General features: G+C 64.6%; 15 protein-coding genes and 1 rRNA gene. All 16 read left to right on the top strand.

Annotated features, from left to right (window positions below; all coding sequences use genetic code 11):
* The first annotated feature begins 17 nt into the window (after window positions 1-17).
* The 16 genes from prmC (at window position 18) to OHB12_RS30710 (ending at window position 16,349) form a co-directional block, all read left to right on the top strand.
* Window positions 18-941: a peptide chain release factor N(5)-glutamine methyltransferase gene (gene prmC, locus OHB12_RS30635; RefSeq protein WP_327113141.1), complete on the top strand. Its 924-nt coding sequence runs from the start codon at window positions 18-20 to the stop codon at window positions 939-941.
* Window positions 942-1,398: 457 nt separating this feature from the next.
* A complete protein-coding gene (locus OHB12_RS30640) occupies window positions 1,399-2,076 on the top strand; it encodes an L-threonylcarbamoyladenylate synthase (RefSeq protein ID WP_327113143.1) in 678 nt (225 codons plus the stop codon).
* 16 nt (window positions 2,077-2,092) lie between these two features.
* Entirely contained in the window at window positions 2,093-3,250 is a 1,158-nt protein-coding gene (locus OHB12_RS30645) for a glycosyltransferase family 4 protein (protein ID WP_327113145.1), read from the top strand.
* Window positions 3,251-3,338: 88 nt separating this feature from the next.
* Entirely contained in the window at window positions 3,339-3,794 is a 456-nt protein-coding gene (locus OHB12_RS30650; RefSeq protein WP_327113147.1) for a hypothetical protein, read from the top strand.
* Window positions 3,795-4,045: 251 nt separating this feature from the next.
* Window positions 4,046-4,894, top strand: a complete 849-nt coding sequence (atpB, locus tag OHB12_RS30655) for a F0F1 ATP synthase subunit A (protein ID WP_327113149.1) — start codon at window positions 4,046-4,048, stop codon at window positions 4,892-4,894.
* Between the two features lie 78 nt (window positions 4,895-4,972).
* Window positions 4,973-5,221, top strand: a complete 249-nt coding sequence (locus OHB12_RS30660; protein ID WP_327113151.1) for an ATP synthase F0 subunit C — start codon at window positions 4,973-4,975, stop codon at window positions 5,219-5,221.
* 5 nt (window positions 5,222-5,226) lie between these two features.
* Window positions 5,227-5,787, top strand: coding sequence for a F0F1 ATP synthase subunit B (locus tag OHB12_RS30665; protein WP_327113153.1), 561 nt, complete (start codon window positions 5,227-5,229; stop codon window positions 5,785-5,787).
* Between the two features lie 19 nt (window positions 5,788-5,806).
* Window positions 5,807-6,616, top strand: coding sequence for a F0F1 ATP synthase subunit delta (locus OHB12_RS30670; protein WP_327113155.1), 810 nt, complete (start codon window positions 5,807-5,809; stop codon window positions 6,614-6,616).
* A 52-nt stretch (window positions 6,617-6,668) separates the two neighbouring features.
* Entirely contained in the window at window positions 6,669-8,303 is a 1,635-nt protein-coding gene (atpA, locus tag OHB12_RS30675) for a F0F1 ATP synthase subunit alpha (RefSeq protein ID WP_327113157.1), read from the top strand.
* A 170-nt stretch (window positions 8,304-8,473) separates the two neighbouring features.
* On the top strand, window positions 8,474-9,445 hold the full coding sequence (locus OHB12_RS30680) for a F0F1 ATP synthase subunit gamma (RefSeq protein WP_327113159.1): 972 nt from the start codon (window positions 8,474-8,476) through the stop codon (window positions 9,443-9,445).
* 167 nt (window positions 9,446-9,612) lie between these two features.
* Entirely contained in the window at window positions 9,613-11,061 is a 1,449-nt protein-coding gene (gene atpD / locus OHB12_RS30685; protein ID WP_327113161.1) for a F0F1 ATP synthase subunit beta, read from the top strand.
* Between the two features lie 6 nt (window positions 11,062-11,067).
* Window positions 11,068-11,445 carry a F0F1 ATP synthase subunit epsilon gene (locus tag OHB12_RS30690; RefSeq protein ID WP_327113163.1) on the top strand — a complete coding sequence of 126 codons (378 nt, stop codon included), beginning with the start codon at window positions 11,068-11,070 and terminating at the stop codon, window positions 11,443-11,445.
* A gap of 227 nt (window positions 11,446-11,672) precedes the next feature.
* Window positions 11,673-12,095 (top strand): DUF2550 domain-containing protein, encoded by a 423-nt coding sequence (locus OHB12_RS30695; protein ID WP_327113165.1) that lies wholly within the window; start codon window positions 11,673-11,675, stop codon window positions 12,093-12,095.
* A 181-nt stretch (window positions 12,096-12,276) separates the two neighbouring features.
* Window positions 12,277-12,858, top strand: coding sequence for a cob(I)yrinic acid a,c-diamide adenosyltransferase (locus OHB12_RS30700; RefSeq protein WP_327113167.1), 582 nt, complete (start codon window positions 12,277-12,279; stop codon window positions 12,856-12,858).
* Between the two features lie 218 nt (window positions 12,859-13,076).
* Entirely contained in the window at window positions 13,077-14,336 is a 1,260-nt protein-coding gene (gene murA, locus OHB12_RS30705) for a UDP-N-acetylglucosamine 1-carboxyvinyltransferase (protein WP_327113169.1), read from the top strand.
* A 494-nt stretch (window positions 14,337-14,830) separates the two neighbouring features.
* Window positions 14,831-16,349: ribosomal RNA gene (locus OHB12_RS30710) — 16S ribosomal RNA — on the top strand.
* The last annotated feature ends 226 nt before the right edge of the window (window positions 16,350-16,575 follow it).

Raw genomic sequence — 16,575 nt, forward strand, 5'->3', positions numbered from 1 at the left:
CGGGCAGAGTCGGTGCCATGTCTACGACTCGAGTCGCGCTGCGCCCCGCCATCAACGACGCCGTCGAGACCCTGCGGACGGCGGGTGTGCACAGCCCGCAGGCCGACGCCGAGCAGCTGGCGGCGCACGTTCTCGGCGTCGCGCGTACCAGGCTGGCGCTGACCCCGCTCGTGTCGCCGGACGAGCTGGCGGAGTACCGCGAGCTGGTCGCTCGTCGCGCACAGCGTATTCCGTTGCAGCACTTGACGGGGACGTCCGCGATGGGCGCGATCGATCTCGCGGTCGGGCCCGGCGTCTTCGTGCCCCGCCCCGAGACCGAGCTGCTGTTCGCATGGGCGCTGGCCCAGCTGGAGGCGCTGCCGCACGATCACACCCCGATCGTCGTCGACCTGTGCACCGGGTCCGGAGCACTCGCGCTGGCCATCGCGCACGCGCGTCCCGACGCCGACGTGCACGCGATCGAGCTCGATCCTGCCGCGCTGCCGTGGGCGCGGCGCAACGCCGACGACCGCATCGCGGCCGGCGACACCCCGATCACCCTCTACGCCGACGATGTCACCGATCCCGTGCTGCTCGCCGATTTCGACGGCCGGGTGGACGTCGTGGTGTCCAACCCGCCCTACATACCGGAGGGTGCCCGCCTCGATCCCGAGGTGGTCGAGCACGACCCGCATATCGCCCTGTTCGGTGGTCCGGACGGGCTGGACGTCATCCGCGCGATGCTCCCGAACATCACCCGGTTGCTTCGCCCAGGCGGCGCCACCGCCATCGAACACGACGACACCAACGGCTCCGGCCTGGCCGCCCTCCTCGCCGCCACCGCCGCATTCACCGACATCATCGAACACCCCGACTTGGCAGGCAAACCCCGCTTCGTAGCCGCCACCCGCGCTGTGCCGCCGCTCCGAGAATTCAGGCTCCCCCGCCTCTCCGGGCTTTAGGCCGTACCAGTCGGGTGACGCGTGATTTGCGTTCAGGTCCTGCGTTTGGTGCCGTCTCACCTCTGGGCGTGCCCGACGAGTTACCCATGTACTTACGAAACCAGTTGTCACGTGGGTATCGGCCGCGTCCACGGCACCCTTTGCCTGCCCATCGTCGAAGCGGCGGCCGCCACTTCCGAACCACGCCGGAGCGGCGCACCCTTTGCGTTGAGTGTGCATCCCTTGTGCCAGCTGAGCAGCCCCTGTGCCGGGTGTGCAGCGGTACCGACACGGCCGATACCAACGTGACAGCTGATACCGAAGTGACAACTGATTTCGTGAGCACATGGGTAACTCGTCGGACACGCCCAAAACCGTGCTCGGCACCCGACGCAGGACCTGAACGCAAATCCTGCGCTACCCCACTGGTACGGCCTGAATTCTCGGAGAGGCGGTACAGCATGTCAGGATGGGTGCTGTGAGTACCGTCTACGACTGCGCGGATCCCGACTCGCGTGCCGCCGGACTATCCGCAGCCACCAGCGCCCTGAAGTCCGGGCGTTTGGTCGTGCTGCCCACCGACACCCTGTATGGCCTGGCCGCCGACGCGTTCGATTCCACCGCGGTGAGTTCGCTGCTCGCGGCCAAGCGCCGCGGCAGGGACATGCCGGTACCGGTTCTGGTCGGTTCCTGGCACACCATCGACGGCCTGGTGTTCTCGGTGCGCCCGCAGGCGCGTGAGTTGATCCGGGCGTTCTGGCCCGGCGGTCTGAGTCTTGTTGTGCAGCAAGCTCCTTCGCTGGCCTGGGATCTCGGCGACACGCGGGGGACGGTGATGCTGCGAATGCCGCTGCACCCGGTCGCGCTGGAGCTGCTGCGTGAGGTAGGCCCGCTCGCGGTGTCCAGCGCCAACGTGTCAGGACAGGCACCGGCGCGCACCGCGGCGGAGGCCCGCGACCAGTTCGGGGAGTTGGTCGGCGTCTACCTCGACGGGGGTCGGGCCGAGCACGCCGTTGCGTCCACCATCGTCGATCTGACCGCCGACCAGCCGCGGATCCTGCGTGCGGGCGCGGTCCCCGTCGCCGACATCGCCGAGGTGCTAGGGCTGACGCCGGAGGCATTGACCAGCGCCGCGGCCGAGCAGCGGCTCGGATGATCGGGCCGAACCTCGGATGATCGGTTCGAGCGCTGTCGTTCCGCTTCGTGAGCTGCTGGTCGTGCTCCTCATCTCCTCGGTCGTGACGTTCCTGGCCACCGGCGGAGTCCGGGTACTGGCGATCGGCTTCGGCGCGGTCGCCGTGCCGCGCGATCGAGACGTGCATGTCAAGCCGATTCCTCGCATGGGCGGCGTCGGGATGTACACCGGCGTCGTCGCGGCCGTCCTGTTCGCACACCAGCTACCCGCGCTGCGGAGCGGTTTCGATTACAAGCCGAACATCCCGGTTGCGGTGCTCGTGGCGAGCACGCTGATCGTGCTCGTCGGGATCGTCGACGATCGCTGGGGACTCGATGCGCTCACCAAGTTCGCCGGGCAGGTGACGGCGGCAGGCGTGATGGCCGTGATGGGCCTGGGCTGGTACGTCATCTACAACCCGTTCAGCAACACCACGGTGGTCTTGGATGGGTTGCAAGGTGGTCTGGTCACGGTCGCGGTCACCGTCACCCTGATCAACGCCATGAACTTCGTCGACGGGCTCGACGGGCTCGCGGCGGGCCTCGGCCTGATCGCGGCGCTCGCCGTTTTCGTGTTCTGTCTCGGATTGATGAACGAACAGGGCGGATCGGTCGACACCTATCCGCCTTCGCTGCTCGCCGCCGCGCTCGCAGGCGCCTGCCTCGGATTTCTGCCACACAATTTTCAACCCGCGCGAATATTCATGGGAGACTCCGGCTCGATGTTGATCGGCCTGATGCTTGCCGCGGTATCGACCGGCGCATCCGGTCGAATCCCGTTGCAGGGATACGGGCCGCGCGACATCGTCGGTCTGCTCTCGCCCCTGTTGCTGGTGGGTGCGGTGATGTTCATTCCGGTGCTCGACATGCTGCTGGCCATCGTGCGGCGGGTGCGCGCCGGCGTAAGTTTCTCGACCCCGGACAAAATGCACTTGCATCATCGTTTGCTGCAGATCGGACATTCGCACCGTCGCGTGGTGCTGGTGATCTATTTGTGGGTCGGGGTGCTCGCGTTCGGCGCCGTCGGTACCTCGCTGATGGACCGCAGACTGGTCGTTCTGCTGATGGCGGGCGGGCTGGTTTTCGCCCTGGTCATCACCGCGATTCCGGGGCTGCGGCGTGGGGAGCCCGCAGGCGACCGGACGCCGTCCGGGTAAAGTCGACGGCTGTGAGCGAGCTTGCGAGCGAACCATCAACACAGTGCGCCAAGCGCACGGCGGCGCCGAGCGCCAGCGAGGTGACGTCGTGAGCTTCACTCCCACCCCCGTCCCCGGTCCTGACGCACCGCTGCGGGCAGCGCTGCGCTATGGCCTGATCGGGCTCGGCGTGCTGGTGGTCCTGGCCGTCGCGCTCGGCTCCGCCGTCGCGGGGATGTCCGGAGTGTGGGGTGCTGTGCTCGGCGCCGCGATCGGCGGCGGCTTCATCCTGACCACCGCGGCGGTCGTGCTGTTCGGCGCGAAGCTGCCGCCGAGTACCGCGGGGCTGGTGATGCTGGCCAGCTGGGTCGGCAAGGTGCTGGTGGCCTTGGTGGTCATCGCGATCCTGAACCGGTTCGAGTTCTACGACCGGGTCGTCCTGTTCCTCACGGTGATCGGAGCCCTGGTCATCGTGCTGGGAGCGGAGACATACGGCGTTTTGCGCCAGAAAGTTCCGTACGTGACGACCACCGACACGGATGGTGCGCCGGGTACCGGCGAGTAACAAACCCCACCCACCTACACGCTGTCGTAGATAGCTTGGTAAAGTGTTGGTAAGCAAGCAGCCAAGCGAGGGGGGATCGCCCAGATCCCTTCGAGTGCCGCTATGCTTACTGCCGTGCCGGGCTCCGAGGGTCCCGGTTCTGCATGTCGACGATGTCGCCGACACACGTACAGACGCCGGGTGGAGTCCAAACCGCCGCACAGCTGCTGACGAACTTCGAGCCGACCTGAGTCGACCCAATTTGATCGTCAATGTCCGATCGAACCGCGGGAATGACCGTACCCGCGGCCCGAACACGGGAGAGAACGCTGAGCGTCACCACTCTGGCGGCCGAGTTCCACGCGCCGTCGCTTACCGACTTCTTCCCTCCAGCTGTGCTGTTCGAGGGTACGCCGTTCGAACTCGATCGATTGATGCTGATCCGCATCCTGATGACGGCCGTCCTGGTCTTGGTCATGGCGCTGGCATTCCGCTCGCCCAGGATCGTTCCGCGTGGCCTGCAGAATGTCGCCGAAATCGGCCTGGTCTTCGTCAAGGAGCAGATCTGCGACGAGGTATTGGGCAAGGAATCGGGCCGCAAATTCTTCCCACTGATCGCGACGATCTTCTTCACGGTTCTCTTTCTGAACTTCTCCGGCGTCATTCCTGGGTTGAACATCTCGTCGAACGCCCGAATCGGCATGCCGCTGGTGCTGGCCGTTATCGCATACCTGACGTTCAACTACGTCGGCATCCGGAAGTACGGATTCCTCACCTACATGCGCAGCAGCATCGTGGTTCCGAATGTTCCCCCCGCGTTGCACGTGTTGCTGATTCCGATCGAGTTCGTCTCGACTTTCATCCTGCGCCCGTTCACGCTGACTGTCCGACTCATGGCGAATATGCTGGCCGGCCACATCATGCTGGTGCTGTTCTTCAGCGCGACCTGGTTCTTCCTGTTCGACGCCGCGGCGTGGATGAAGGTGTTCTCGCCGTTCTCGCTGCTCGCCGGGCTCGGATTCACGCTGTTCGAGCTGTTGGTCATCTTCCTGCAGGCTTACGTGTTTGCGTTGCTGACCGCCGTCTACATCGGGCTCGCGCAGCACGCCGACGATCACTGACCTGACCGACACAACTACCGGAAACCTGCTACACCACGCCGACCGGCGGGTGAGCAACAGAAAGGGAATGGAAGACTCATGAGCCTCGCTTACCTGGCCCAGGAAGCCGCGACGACCCCCGACAAGTTCAAGGGTTTCGGTGCCATCGGCTACGGTCTCGCCGCGATCGGCCCCGGCATCGGCGTCGGCATCGTCGTCGGCAAGGCGATCGAGGGTATTGCTCGCCAGCCTGAGCTGCAGGGCACCATCCGGACCAATATGTTCCTCGGTATCGCGTTCACCGAGGCGCTGGCCCTGATCGGCCTCGTCGCCGGCTTCATTTTCTGATTCCGATGTACGAGTCAGCTTTGCTCGCGGCGGCGGAGGGAGAGGAAGTGAATCCTCTCATCCCCGAAACGTATGACATCGTCTGGTCGATCGTCTGCGTCGTCATCATCGGGATCCTGTTCTACAAATACGTGATCCCGCGCCTGATGAAGACGCTCGATGAGCGCTCCGACAAGATCGAGGGCGGCATCGCTCGTGCCGAGGCCGCGCAGGAAGAAGCCCAGCTCACCCTGCAGCAGTACCAACAGCAGCTGGCCGAAGCCCGGCTCGAGGCCGCGCGGATCCGTGAGGACGCGCGCACCCAAGGCCAGCAGATCCTCGCGCAGATGCGCGCCGAGGCCCAGGCCGAAAGCGACCGCATCGTCGCGGCGGGCCACACCCAGCTGGAAGCCCAGCGCCAGCAGATCCTGACCGAGCTGCGCTCCGAGGTCGGCCGCACGGCCGTCGATCTGGCCGAAAAGATTATCGGGCAGTCGGTTTCGGACGAAGCCAAGCAGGCGGCATCGATCGAGCGGTTCCTCGACGAACTCGACGAGTCGGATGCGGGCATCGGGGTCGGAAGGTAACGACGCGAAAGTGAGAAGCATGTACGCAGCGAGCCGCGAAGCCAGCTCCCGGTCCCGGGAGGCGCTTCGGGCCGCTCTGACCGGAAGTGACAGTGTTGCGGCCACGACGGGGTCCGAACTGTTCGCCGTTGTCGCCGTGCTGGACGACCAGCGTTCGCTGCGTGTGGCGCTCGCGGACGTGTCGGTGCCGGGGTCCGTGCGCGCGGATCTGTGCGAGCGGGTCTTCGGCGGCAAGGTCAGCGCTGCCACGCTGGCGGTACTGACCACAGCGGTGGCCCAGAACTGGTCGCGCACCTCGGACCTGGTCGGCACCTTGGTGCTGCTCGGTCAGGAGGCGTTGCTGGCGTCGGCGGCCGACAGCGGCCGGCTCGACGCGGTCGAGGACGAGCTGTTCCGGCTCGGCCGGATCATCAGCGACAACCCGGAGTTGGAGCAGGCACTGTCGGATCGGGCGAAGTCGGCCTCGGCCAAGCGCGATCTGGTCGCCCGTCTGCTGACGGGCAAGACGGAGCCCATCACCCTGACCCTGGCGGAGCAGGTGGTGACCAGGCAGCGGTCGAGCATCGGCGCCGCCTTCGACGAGCTGTCCGACCTGGCAGCGGGTCGTCGCGATCAGATCGTCGCGCATGTGCGCGCCGCGATCGCGCTCACCCAGCGGCAGCGCGAGCGGCTGGCCGCGTCGCTGCGGCGCATCTACGGCAGGGCGATCACGGTGCATGTCCAGGTCGACCCGAGTTTGCTGAGCGGACTCGTCGTGCACATCGGTGACGATGTGATCGACGGCAGCGCCATCGGCCGACTGGAAAAGCTGCGCCGGGCCCTGACCTAGCGCGCTACCACCACCCGACATTCCAGACCCAGACAGCGAGAGCAGGAAGAACATGGCGGAGCTGACGATCTCCTCCGACGAGATCCGTAGCGCGATCGAGAGCTACACCCAGAGCTACACCCCCGAGACCTCCATCGAAGAAGTCGGTGTGGTCACCGATACCAGCGACGGCATCGCGCATGTCAGCGGCCTGCCCTCGGCGATGGCCAACGAGCTGCTCGAGTTCCCTGGCGGCGTGCTCGGCGTCGCGCTGAACCTCGAGGACCGTGCGATCGGTGCGGTCATCCTCGGCGAGTTCGCCGAGATCGAGGAGGGCCAGGAGGTTCGCCGGACCGGTGATGTGCTCTCGGTTCCAGTCGGCGACAAGTTCCTCGGCCGCGTCGTGAACCCGCTCGGCCAGCCGATCGACGGTCTCGGCGAGATCGAGGCCGAAGAGCAGCGCGTGCTCGAGCTGCAGGCCGCGTCTGTGCTGGAGCGCCAGCCGGTCGAGGAGCCGATGGCCACCGGCATCACCGCTATCGACGCGCTGACCGCGATCGGCCGTGGCCAGCGTCAGCTCATCATCGGCGACCGCAAGACCGGTAAGACCGCCGTCTGCATCGACGCGATCCTGGCGCAGAAGGCGAACTGGGAATCGGGTGACCCGACGAAGCAGATGCGCTGCATCTACGTCGCGATCGGCCAGAAGGGCTCTACCATCGCGGGCGTCAAGACCGCGCTGGAGCAGCACGGCGCGATGGAGTACACCACCATCGTCGCGGCTCCCGCGTCGGACTCCGCCGGCTTCAAGTGGCTGGCTCCGTACACCGGTTCGGCCATCGGCCAGCACTGGATGTACCAGGGCAAGCACGTCCTGATCGTGTTCGACGACCTGACCAAGCAGGCCGAGGCGTACCGCGCCATCTCGCTGCTGCTGCGTCGCCCGCCGGGCCGCGAGGCGTACCCGGGTGACGTCTTCTACCTCCACTCCCGTCTTCTGGAGCGTTGCGCGAAGCTGTCCGACGAGATGGGCGCGGGCTCGATGACCGGTCTGCCGATCATCGAGACCAAGGCCAACGACATCTCGGCGTTCATTCCGACCAACGTCATCTCCATCACCGACGGCCAGGTCTTCCTCGAGTCCGACCTGTTCAACAAGGGCGTCCGCCCGGCGATCAACGTCGGTACCTCGGTCTCCCGCGTCGGTGGCGCCGCTCAGACCAAGGGCATGAAGAAGGTCGCCGGTTCGCTGCGTCTGGAAATGGCCCAGTACCGCGAGCTGGAGGCGTTCTCCGCCTTCGCCTCCGACCTCGACGCCGCGTCGCTGGCGCAGCTCGAGCGCGGCGCCCGCTGGGTGGAGCTGCTCAAGCAGGACCAGTACTCGCCGGTCGCGGTCGAGGACCAGATCGTCTCGATCTATTTGGTTGATGGCGGCTACTACGACTCGGTTCCGGTCGCCGACATCCGCCGATTCAGCACCGAGCTGCTGGAGGACCTGCACCGCACCGCGGCCGACGCGTTCAAGTCCATCGCGGGCGGCAAGGTGCTCGACGGTGACGCGGCCGACGCGATCAAGGCGGCGACCGACAAGTTCAAGCAGGGCTTCCTCGCCGCCGACGGTAGTCGCGTGGTTGAGGAGGACGCCGGCGAGCTCGACCACGAAGAGGTCGAGTCGCTGTCGGTGACCCGCAAGCATGTCGAGAAGTAACGCGGGCCTGCAATGCGCTATTCGATCCGCGGCATGAGCGACGGGCACAAAGGAGCAAGGTATACCGTGTGGGGCCGTCGACGCCGCGCTACGCAAGGTATACGCGCACACGAAGTGCCCCGCGAGTGCTGCCAATCTACTGCCGCGAAGGAAGGGAGTGTGAACCGCTGATGGCAAGCTTGCGTGAATTGCGCTCCCGCATTCGTGGTGTGAATTCGATCAAGAAGATCACCAAGGCCCAAGAGCTGATCGCGACCTCGCGAATCTCCAAGGCCCAGGCGAGGGTTGCGGCTGCGAAGCCGTACGCGGAGGAGATCACCAAGGTTCTCAGCGAGCTGGCGAGTGCGTCGAAGAACCTCGCGCACCCGCTGCTGACCGAGCGCCCCAACGCCCGTCGTGCCGCGGTGCTGGTGATCACCAGCGACAGCGGCATGTGCGGTGGCTACAACTCGAACGTGCTCAAACGCGCCGAAGAGCTGATGACCACCTTGCGGGATGAGGGCAAGGAGCCGGTGCTCTACGTCATGGGCAACAAAGGCCTGACGTACTACACCTTCCGCAATCGCCCGTTCGTGTCGGCCTGGACCGGGTTCTCGCAGCAGCCGAAGTACACCGATGCTTCGGCCGCCTGCCACCACCTGGTGGAAGCCTTCATGGCCGGTGCGGACGGCGAGGTCCCCGCACCGGACGGGACGGGCACCATCGCAGGTGTCGACGAACTGCACATCGTGTACACCCGCTTCGTGTCGATGCTGACCCAGAACCCGGAGGTGCGCCGTCTTGCGCCGATCCAGGTGAGCTTCGTCGACGAGAACTTCGACCTGGGCGAGGACAGCCTCTCGGATTCCGCGACCGCGGACGTCCACGCGCAGTACGAATTCGAGCCCGACGCCGATGTACTGCTGGCGGCGCTGCTGCCGAAGTACGTCAATACGCGTATCTACGCGTCGTTGCTCGAGGCAGCGGCATCCGAGTCTGCGGCTCGGCGCACCGCAATGAAGGCCGCCACCGACAACGCCAACGAACTGGCCAGTGTGCTCACCCGCCAGGCCAACTCGGTGCGTCAGGCCCAGATCACGCAGGAAATCAGCGAAATCGTCGGCGGCGTGAACGCGCTGGCGTCGAACTCGGACCGCGGCTAAGCGCCGCGGCATGAGACGGGCACGGAGGCGGAAGCGTGCGTAGCCACGAAGAGCCCCGCGAATGCCGCCAATCGACACGGCATGAGCGTTGGGCACGGAGGCGGAAGCGTGCGTAACCACCAAGGGCCCCGCGAATGCCGCCAATCGACACGGAAGAGAACCAACCAATGACCGCAGCTGTTACTCGAGACAACACGAGCCGGACGGGCGCCGCCGCAGGCCGCGTCGTCCGGGTCATCGGCCCCGTCGTGGACGTCGAGTTCCCGCGGGGAGCCATCCCCGAACTGTTCAACGCTCTGCACGCCGAGATCACGTTGACCTCGGTGGCCAAGACCCTGACCCTCGAGGTCGCCCAGCACCTCGGCGACAACATCGTGCGCACCATCTCGATGCAGCCGACCGACGGCCTGGTCCGTGGCGCCACTGTCACCGACACCGGCAAGCCGATCTCGGTGCCGGTCGGTGACGTCGTCAAGGGCCACGTCTTCAACGCCCTCGGCGACTGCCTGGACACCCCCGGTCTCGGCCGCGAGGGCGAGCAGTGGGGCATCCACCGTAAGCCGCCGTCGTTCGACCAGCTCGAGGGCAAGACTGAGATCCTGGAGACGGGCATCAAGGTCATCGACCTGCTCACCCCGTACGTGAAGGGTGGCAAGATCGGTCTGTTCGGTGGCGCCGGTGTCGGCAAGACCGTTCTGATCCAGGAGATGATCACCCGTATCGCGCGGGAGTTCTCCGGTACCTCCGTGTTCGCCGGCGTCGGCGAGCGCACCCGTGAGGGAACCGACCTCCGGCTGGAGATGGAAGAGATGGGCGTCCTCCCGGACACCGCCCTCGTCTTCGGCCAGATGGACGAGCCGCCGGGCACCCGTATGCGCGTCGCTCTCTCGGCCTTGACCATGGCCGAGTACTTCCGCGATGTGCAGCACCAGGACGTTCTGCTGTTCATCGACAACATCTTCCGGTTCACACAGGCTGGCTCCGAGGTGTCGACCCTGCTCGGCCGCATGCCCTCGGCGGTCGGTTATCAGCCGACGCTGGCCGACGAGATGGGTGAGCTGCAGGAGCGCATCACCTCGACCCGTGGTCGGTCCATCACCTCGCTGCAGGCCATCTACGTGCCCGCCGACGACTACACCGACCCGGCGCCGGCGACCACCTTCGCCCACTTGGACGCGACGACCGAGCTTTCCCGGCCGATCTCGCAGAAGGGCATCTACCCGGCCGTCGACCCGCTGACCTCGACCTCCCGCATCCTGGAGGCTTCGATCGTCGGTGATCGGCACTTCGCGGTAGCCAACGAGGTGAAGCGGATCCTGCAGAAGTACAAGGAGCTGCAGGACATCATCGCCATCCTCGGCATGGACGAGCTCTCCGAGGAGGACAAGGTCCTGGTGGGCCGCGCCCGTCGTCTGGAGAAGTTCCTCGGCCAGAACTTCATCGTGGCCGAGAAGTTCACCGGGCAGGTGGGCTCGGTCGTGCCGCTGGAGCAGACCATCGACGACTTCGACCGTGTCTGCAAGGGCGAGTTCGACCACTTCCCTGAGCAGGCGTTCAACAGCTGCGGTGGTCTCGACGACGTCGAGGCGGCCGCGAAGAAGATCGCCGGAAAGTAGTCACTGATGGCGGAAATGTCAGTTGATCTCGTCGCCGTCGAGCGATTGCTCTGGTCCGGCCAGGCGTCGTTCGTCAGCGCACAGACCACCGAGGGCCAGATCGGCATCATGCCGGGGCACGAGCCGCTGCTCGGCCAGCTGGTCGAGGGCGGCACCGTCGCCATCGTGGACACCGACGGTGAGCGGATCGTCGCCGCGGTGCACGGTGGCTTCTTCTCGGTGACCGCGAACTCGGTCCGGGTCCTGGCCGAGTCCGCGGAGTTCGCCGGCGAGGTGGATGTCGAGGCGGCGCGCCGGGTACTGGCCGACTCGGAGGCCAGCCAGAAGCAGCAGAAGGCTGCTCAGGCTCGGGTGCGCGCGGTCGAGCAGAACTCGAACGTGTAAGCAACAACCTGTCATTGAGCACGACGGCTGTCGGCGGTGAAGATTTCTTCACCGCCGACAGCGTATTTGTAGACGCACGGCGAGCGCGCTTGTCGAGGCACTGTCGGATCGCCCGCAACGGTCGGACACGGCCGGGCCATTTGTAAACTCAGGGCCGTGGTTGAATGACCGCGAGGTGTCGACGACACAGCGGCGGAGCGAAGGGACGAACTGCATTGCAGACCGGGATGGTTCTCCTGATCATTCTGGTGCTGACGCTCGTTTTTCTCGCGCTTGCCTCGACCTATCGCCTGATCATGTTGCGCCGCGGCGGAACTGCCGCGATTCTGCGGGTGCTGCCCGCTCGCGGTGGTCAGGGTTGGCGGCACGGGTTGATCCGTTACGACGAGGATCGGCTCGTCTTCTTCAAGCTCACCAGCCTCAAACTGGGCCCCGATTCCACGATTCGGCGCCAAGGCATCGAAATCGGTGACCGCCGCGGTCCGCGCGGCGACGAATACGACATCATGACCGATGGGATCGCGGTGATCGCGGTGTCGGAGCGGACCGGCGGCTTCGAGTTGGCCCTCGACCGCGACTCCTTGACCGCTTTTCTTTCCTGGGTGGAATCCCGCCCCTCCGACCGCACCCGCCGGATGCCTGGTCTCTGAACACATAAGGTTGTCTTGTGAGCGAGCGGAGCGAGCGAACAACAGACACAGCCGAGTATCGCTCGGTCATGACGGAGCCGAGCGCCGGCGAGGTGCAGTCGATGAGCGAGCGTCAGCGAGTGAACCGGAAACGCAGCGCGCATCCGCGCACGACGACGCCGAGCGTCAGTGAGGTGCAGCCGTGAGCGTGCATTTGACGCGGATCTATACGCGGACCGGCGATGACGGAACCACGGGGTTGAGTGACTTCTCCCGGGTCGCCAAGACCGACGCGCGCTTGGTCGCCTACGCGGACTGCGACGAGACGAACGCCGCCATCGGTGTGGCGATCGCACTCGGGCAGCCGGAGGAGGGGATGCTCACGGTGCTGCGGCAGATACAGAACGATCTGTTCGATGCGGGCGCGGACCTCTCCACACCTGTGGTGGCAGAGCCGAAGTACCCGCCGCTGCGCGTCACCCAGCCGTACGTCGATCGTCTCGAAGCTTGGTGTGACGAGTTCAATGCCGGACTGCCCACGCTGAACTCGTTCATTCTGCCTGGCGGGACGCCGCTTGCGGCACTGCTGCACACGGCGCGCACCGTTGCCCGCCGCGCGGAACGTTCCGCATGGGCCGCGATCGAAGCGCACCAGGAGGACACCGGCGTTCTGCCCGCCAAGTACCTCAATCGTCTATCCGACCTGCTGTTCATCCTGAGCCGAGCGGCAAATCCCGGCGGCGATATCCTGTGGAAGCCTGGCGGGGACCGGAGGAGCACCTGATCGTGTAGTGAGGACACGCGAGTACACGAAACAACCCACCGGGTATGCCGGAAATGTGACGGGATCCGAACCGTCGCCCGCAAAAATGTCCACCTCGCGGCACCTGCCGCTCGGCAAATAATGCGGTGAGGCGAGTGGTGTGGCGAAGAGGCGGCACCATAGCGGGCCGCCGCAACTATCCTTGCACCAACAGTGCGCCGAATACGCGGAGAGGCGGCATGGAACGGTTTTTGGTTACTGGCGGGAATCGACTCGTCGGTGAGGTCACGGTGGGGGGCGCCAAGAACAGCGTCCTCAAGCTGATGGCGGCTGCGTTGCTGGCCGAGGGCACCACCACGATCACGAACTGTCCGGACATCCTCGATGTGCCGCTGATGGGCGACGTGTTGCGCGGTCTCGGCTGTGACGTCGGGATCGACGGCGGGGTGGTCACCATCACCACTCCCGCCGAGCCGAAGTACCACGCGGATTTCCCCGCGGTGACCCAGTTCCGCGCGTCGGTGTGTGTGCTCGGTCCGCTGATGGCGCGGTGCAAGCGCGCCGTCGTCGCGCTCCCCGGCGGGGACGCGATCGGTTCGCGCCCGCTGGACATGCATCAGGCGGGCCTGCGGTTGCTCGGCGCGACCAGCGAGATCGAGCACGGCTGTGTGGTCGCGCGGGCCGACGAACTGCAGGGTGCCAAAATCCGGCTGGACTTCCCCTCCGTCGGCGCGACCGAGAACATCCTCATGGCGGCGGTGCTCGCCGAGGGGGAGACGGTGATCGACAACGCCGCGCGCGAACCCGACATCGTCGATCTGTGCCACATGCTTGTCCAGATGGGCGCGCGGATCAGCGGCGCGGGTACCTCGGTGCTCACCATCCAGGGCGTCGAGCGGCTGTCGCCGACGACCCACCGTGTGATCGGCGACCGCATCGTGGCCGCGACCTGGGGGATCGCCGCGGCGATGACGATAGGTGACGTACGGGTGACCGGAGTCAACCCCAAGCATCTTTCGCTGGTGCTGGACAAGTTGCGTTCCGCGGGTGCGCGGATCTCATTCGAGCAGGACGGCTTCCGTGTGATCCAGGCTGAGCGCCCGCGTGCGGTGAACTTCTCGACGCTGCCGTTTCCCGGTTTCCCGACCGACCTCCAGCCGATGGCGATCGGTTTGGCGGCCATTGCCGACGGCACCTCGATGATCACCGAGAACATCTTCGAGGCGCGTTTCCGGTTCGTGGAGGAGATGATCCGGCTCGGCGCCGACGCGCGGACCGATGGGCACCACGCGGTGGTGCGCGGTATTCCTCGGTTGTCGAGTGCGCCGGTGTGGTCTTCCGATATCCGGGCCGGTGCCGGTCTGGTCCTCGCCGGTCTGGTCGCCGACGGAACCACGGAAGTGCACGACGTTTTCCATATCGACCGCGGCTACCCGAATTTCGTCGAGCAGCTGCAGTCATTGGGCGGTCAGGTGGAGCGTGTCGGCGCAGCGGATTGATCTCGAGTGCGCGGCGCTTTCCGGCGCGTTACCGAAAATGCTTCCTGACCAGGCGATTTGACATCGTTCACGCAGACACGTAACTTTATCCAAGTCAGAGCGACACGGACACCGACCCGGGGCCGAGAAGCTGAGCGGAAACGCTGAGCGAGAGGCTAGGGAAACGAGGTAGGACGAGGAGCGCCTGACGCTCACACTAGTTCGATCGGGACCCCGATTTTGTTCGGGTGAACGGCTTGAGCTAAGCTTGATAAGTTGCCTCACTGATCAATCGGTTTGAACGCCGGGCGATGGTGTGTGCGTGTGTTCTTTGAGAACTCAATAGTGTGTCGATGAATGTCAGTGCCAATATTTTATTGGTTCCGGCCTTTCATACCCCCCGGTTGGAAGGTTGGACATTTTAGTCAACATTTTGTTGGCGTTTTGTTTTGCTGGGTTTTCGGACTCTGGTTTAAATACTTTTGATTGCACCCTTTCGGGTGTGGTTGGAGTCTTCAACGGAGAGTTTGATCCTGGCTCAGGACGAACGCTGGCGGCGTGCTTAACACATGCAAGTCGAGCGGTAAGGCCCTTCGGGGTACACGAGCGGCGAACGGGTGAGTAACACGTGGGTGATCTGCCTCGTACTTCGGGATAAGCCTGGGAAACTGGGTCTAATACCGGATAGGACCTTTGGATGCATGTCCGAGGGTGGAAAGATTTATCGGTGCGAGATGGGCCCGCGGCCTATCAGCTTGTTGGTGGGGTAACGGCCCACCAAGGCGACGACGGGTAGCCGACCTGAGAGGGTGACCGGCCACACTGGGACTGAGACACGGCCCAGACTCCTACGGGAGGCAGCAGTGGGGAATATTGCACAATGGGCGAAAGCCTGATGCAGCGACGCCGCGTGAGGGATGACGGCCTTCGGGTTGTAAACCTCTTTCGACTCCGACGAAGCGAGAGTGACGGTAGGAGTAGAAGAAGCACCGGCCAACTACGTGCCAGCAGCCGCGGTAATACGTAGGGTGCGAGCGTTGTCCGGAATTACTGGGCGTAAAGAGCTTGTAGGCGGTTTGTCGCGTCGTCTGTGAAAACTCACAGCTCAACTGTGAGCTTGCAGGCGATACGGGCAGACTTGAGTACTTCAGGGGAGACTGGAATTCCTGGTGTAGCGGTGAAATGCGCAGATATCAGGAGGAACACCGGTGGCGAAGGCGGGTCTCTGGGAAGTAACTGACGCTGAGAAGCGAAAGCGTGGGTAGCGAACAGGATTAGATACCCTGGTAGTCCACGCCGTAAACGGTGGGTACTAGGTGTGGGTTTCCTTCCACGGGATCCGTGCCGTAGCTAACGCATTAAGTACCCCGCCTGGGGAGTACGGCCGCAAGGCTAAAACTCAAAGGAATTGACGGGGGCCCGCACAAGCGGCGGAGCATGTGGATTAATTCGATGCAACGCGAAGAACCTTACCTGGGTTTGACATACACCGGAAACCTGCAGAGATGTAGGCCCCCTTGTGGTCGGTGTACAGGTGGTGCATGGCTGTCGTCAGCTCGTGTCGTGAGATGTTGGGTTAAGTCCCGCAACGAGCGCAACCCTTATCTTATGTTGCCAGCGCGTAATGGCGGGGACTCGTGAGAGACTGCCGGGGTCAACTCGGAGGAAGGTGGGGACGACGTCAAGTCATCATGCCCCTTATGTCCAGGGCTTCACACATGCTACAATGGCCGGTACAGAGGGCTGCGATACCGCGAGGTGGAGCGAATCCCTTAAAGCCGGTCTCAGTTCGGATCGGGGTCTGCAACTCGACCCCGTGAAGTTGGAGTCGCTAGTAATCGCAGATCAGCAACGCTGCGGTGAATACGTTCCCGGGCCTTGTACACACCGCCCGTCACGTCATGAAAGTCGGTAACACCCGAAGCCGGTGGCCTAACCCCTTGTGGGAGGGAGCCGTCGAAGGTGGGATTGGCGATTGGGACGAAGTCGTAACAAGGTAGCCGTACCGGAAGGTGCGGCTGGATCACCTCCTTTCTAAGGAGCACTTCTGCATCGCACCCCGAAGAGTCGGGGATGGTAAACGTTGATGCCAGAGACCGTTGAGTCCTCATCTGTGGGACTGCGGACGCTCATGGGTGGAACGCTGACAGCTTTTATCGCATTCGATCAATCCTCGGTGGTTGGTCACGGTGAATATATCGACACACTGTTGGGTCCTGAGAGAACACGCGAGTGTTTCCTCTTGGGCAAGATAACGACA

The sequence above is a fragment of the Nocardia sp. NBC_01730 genome (genome assembly GCF_035920445.1).
Taxonomy (GTDB): domain Bacteria; phylum Actinomycetota; class Actinomycetes; order Mycobacteriales; family Mycobacteriaceae; genus Nocardia.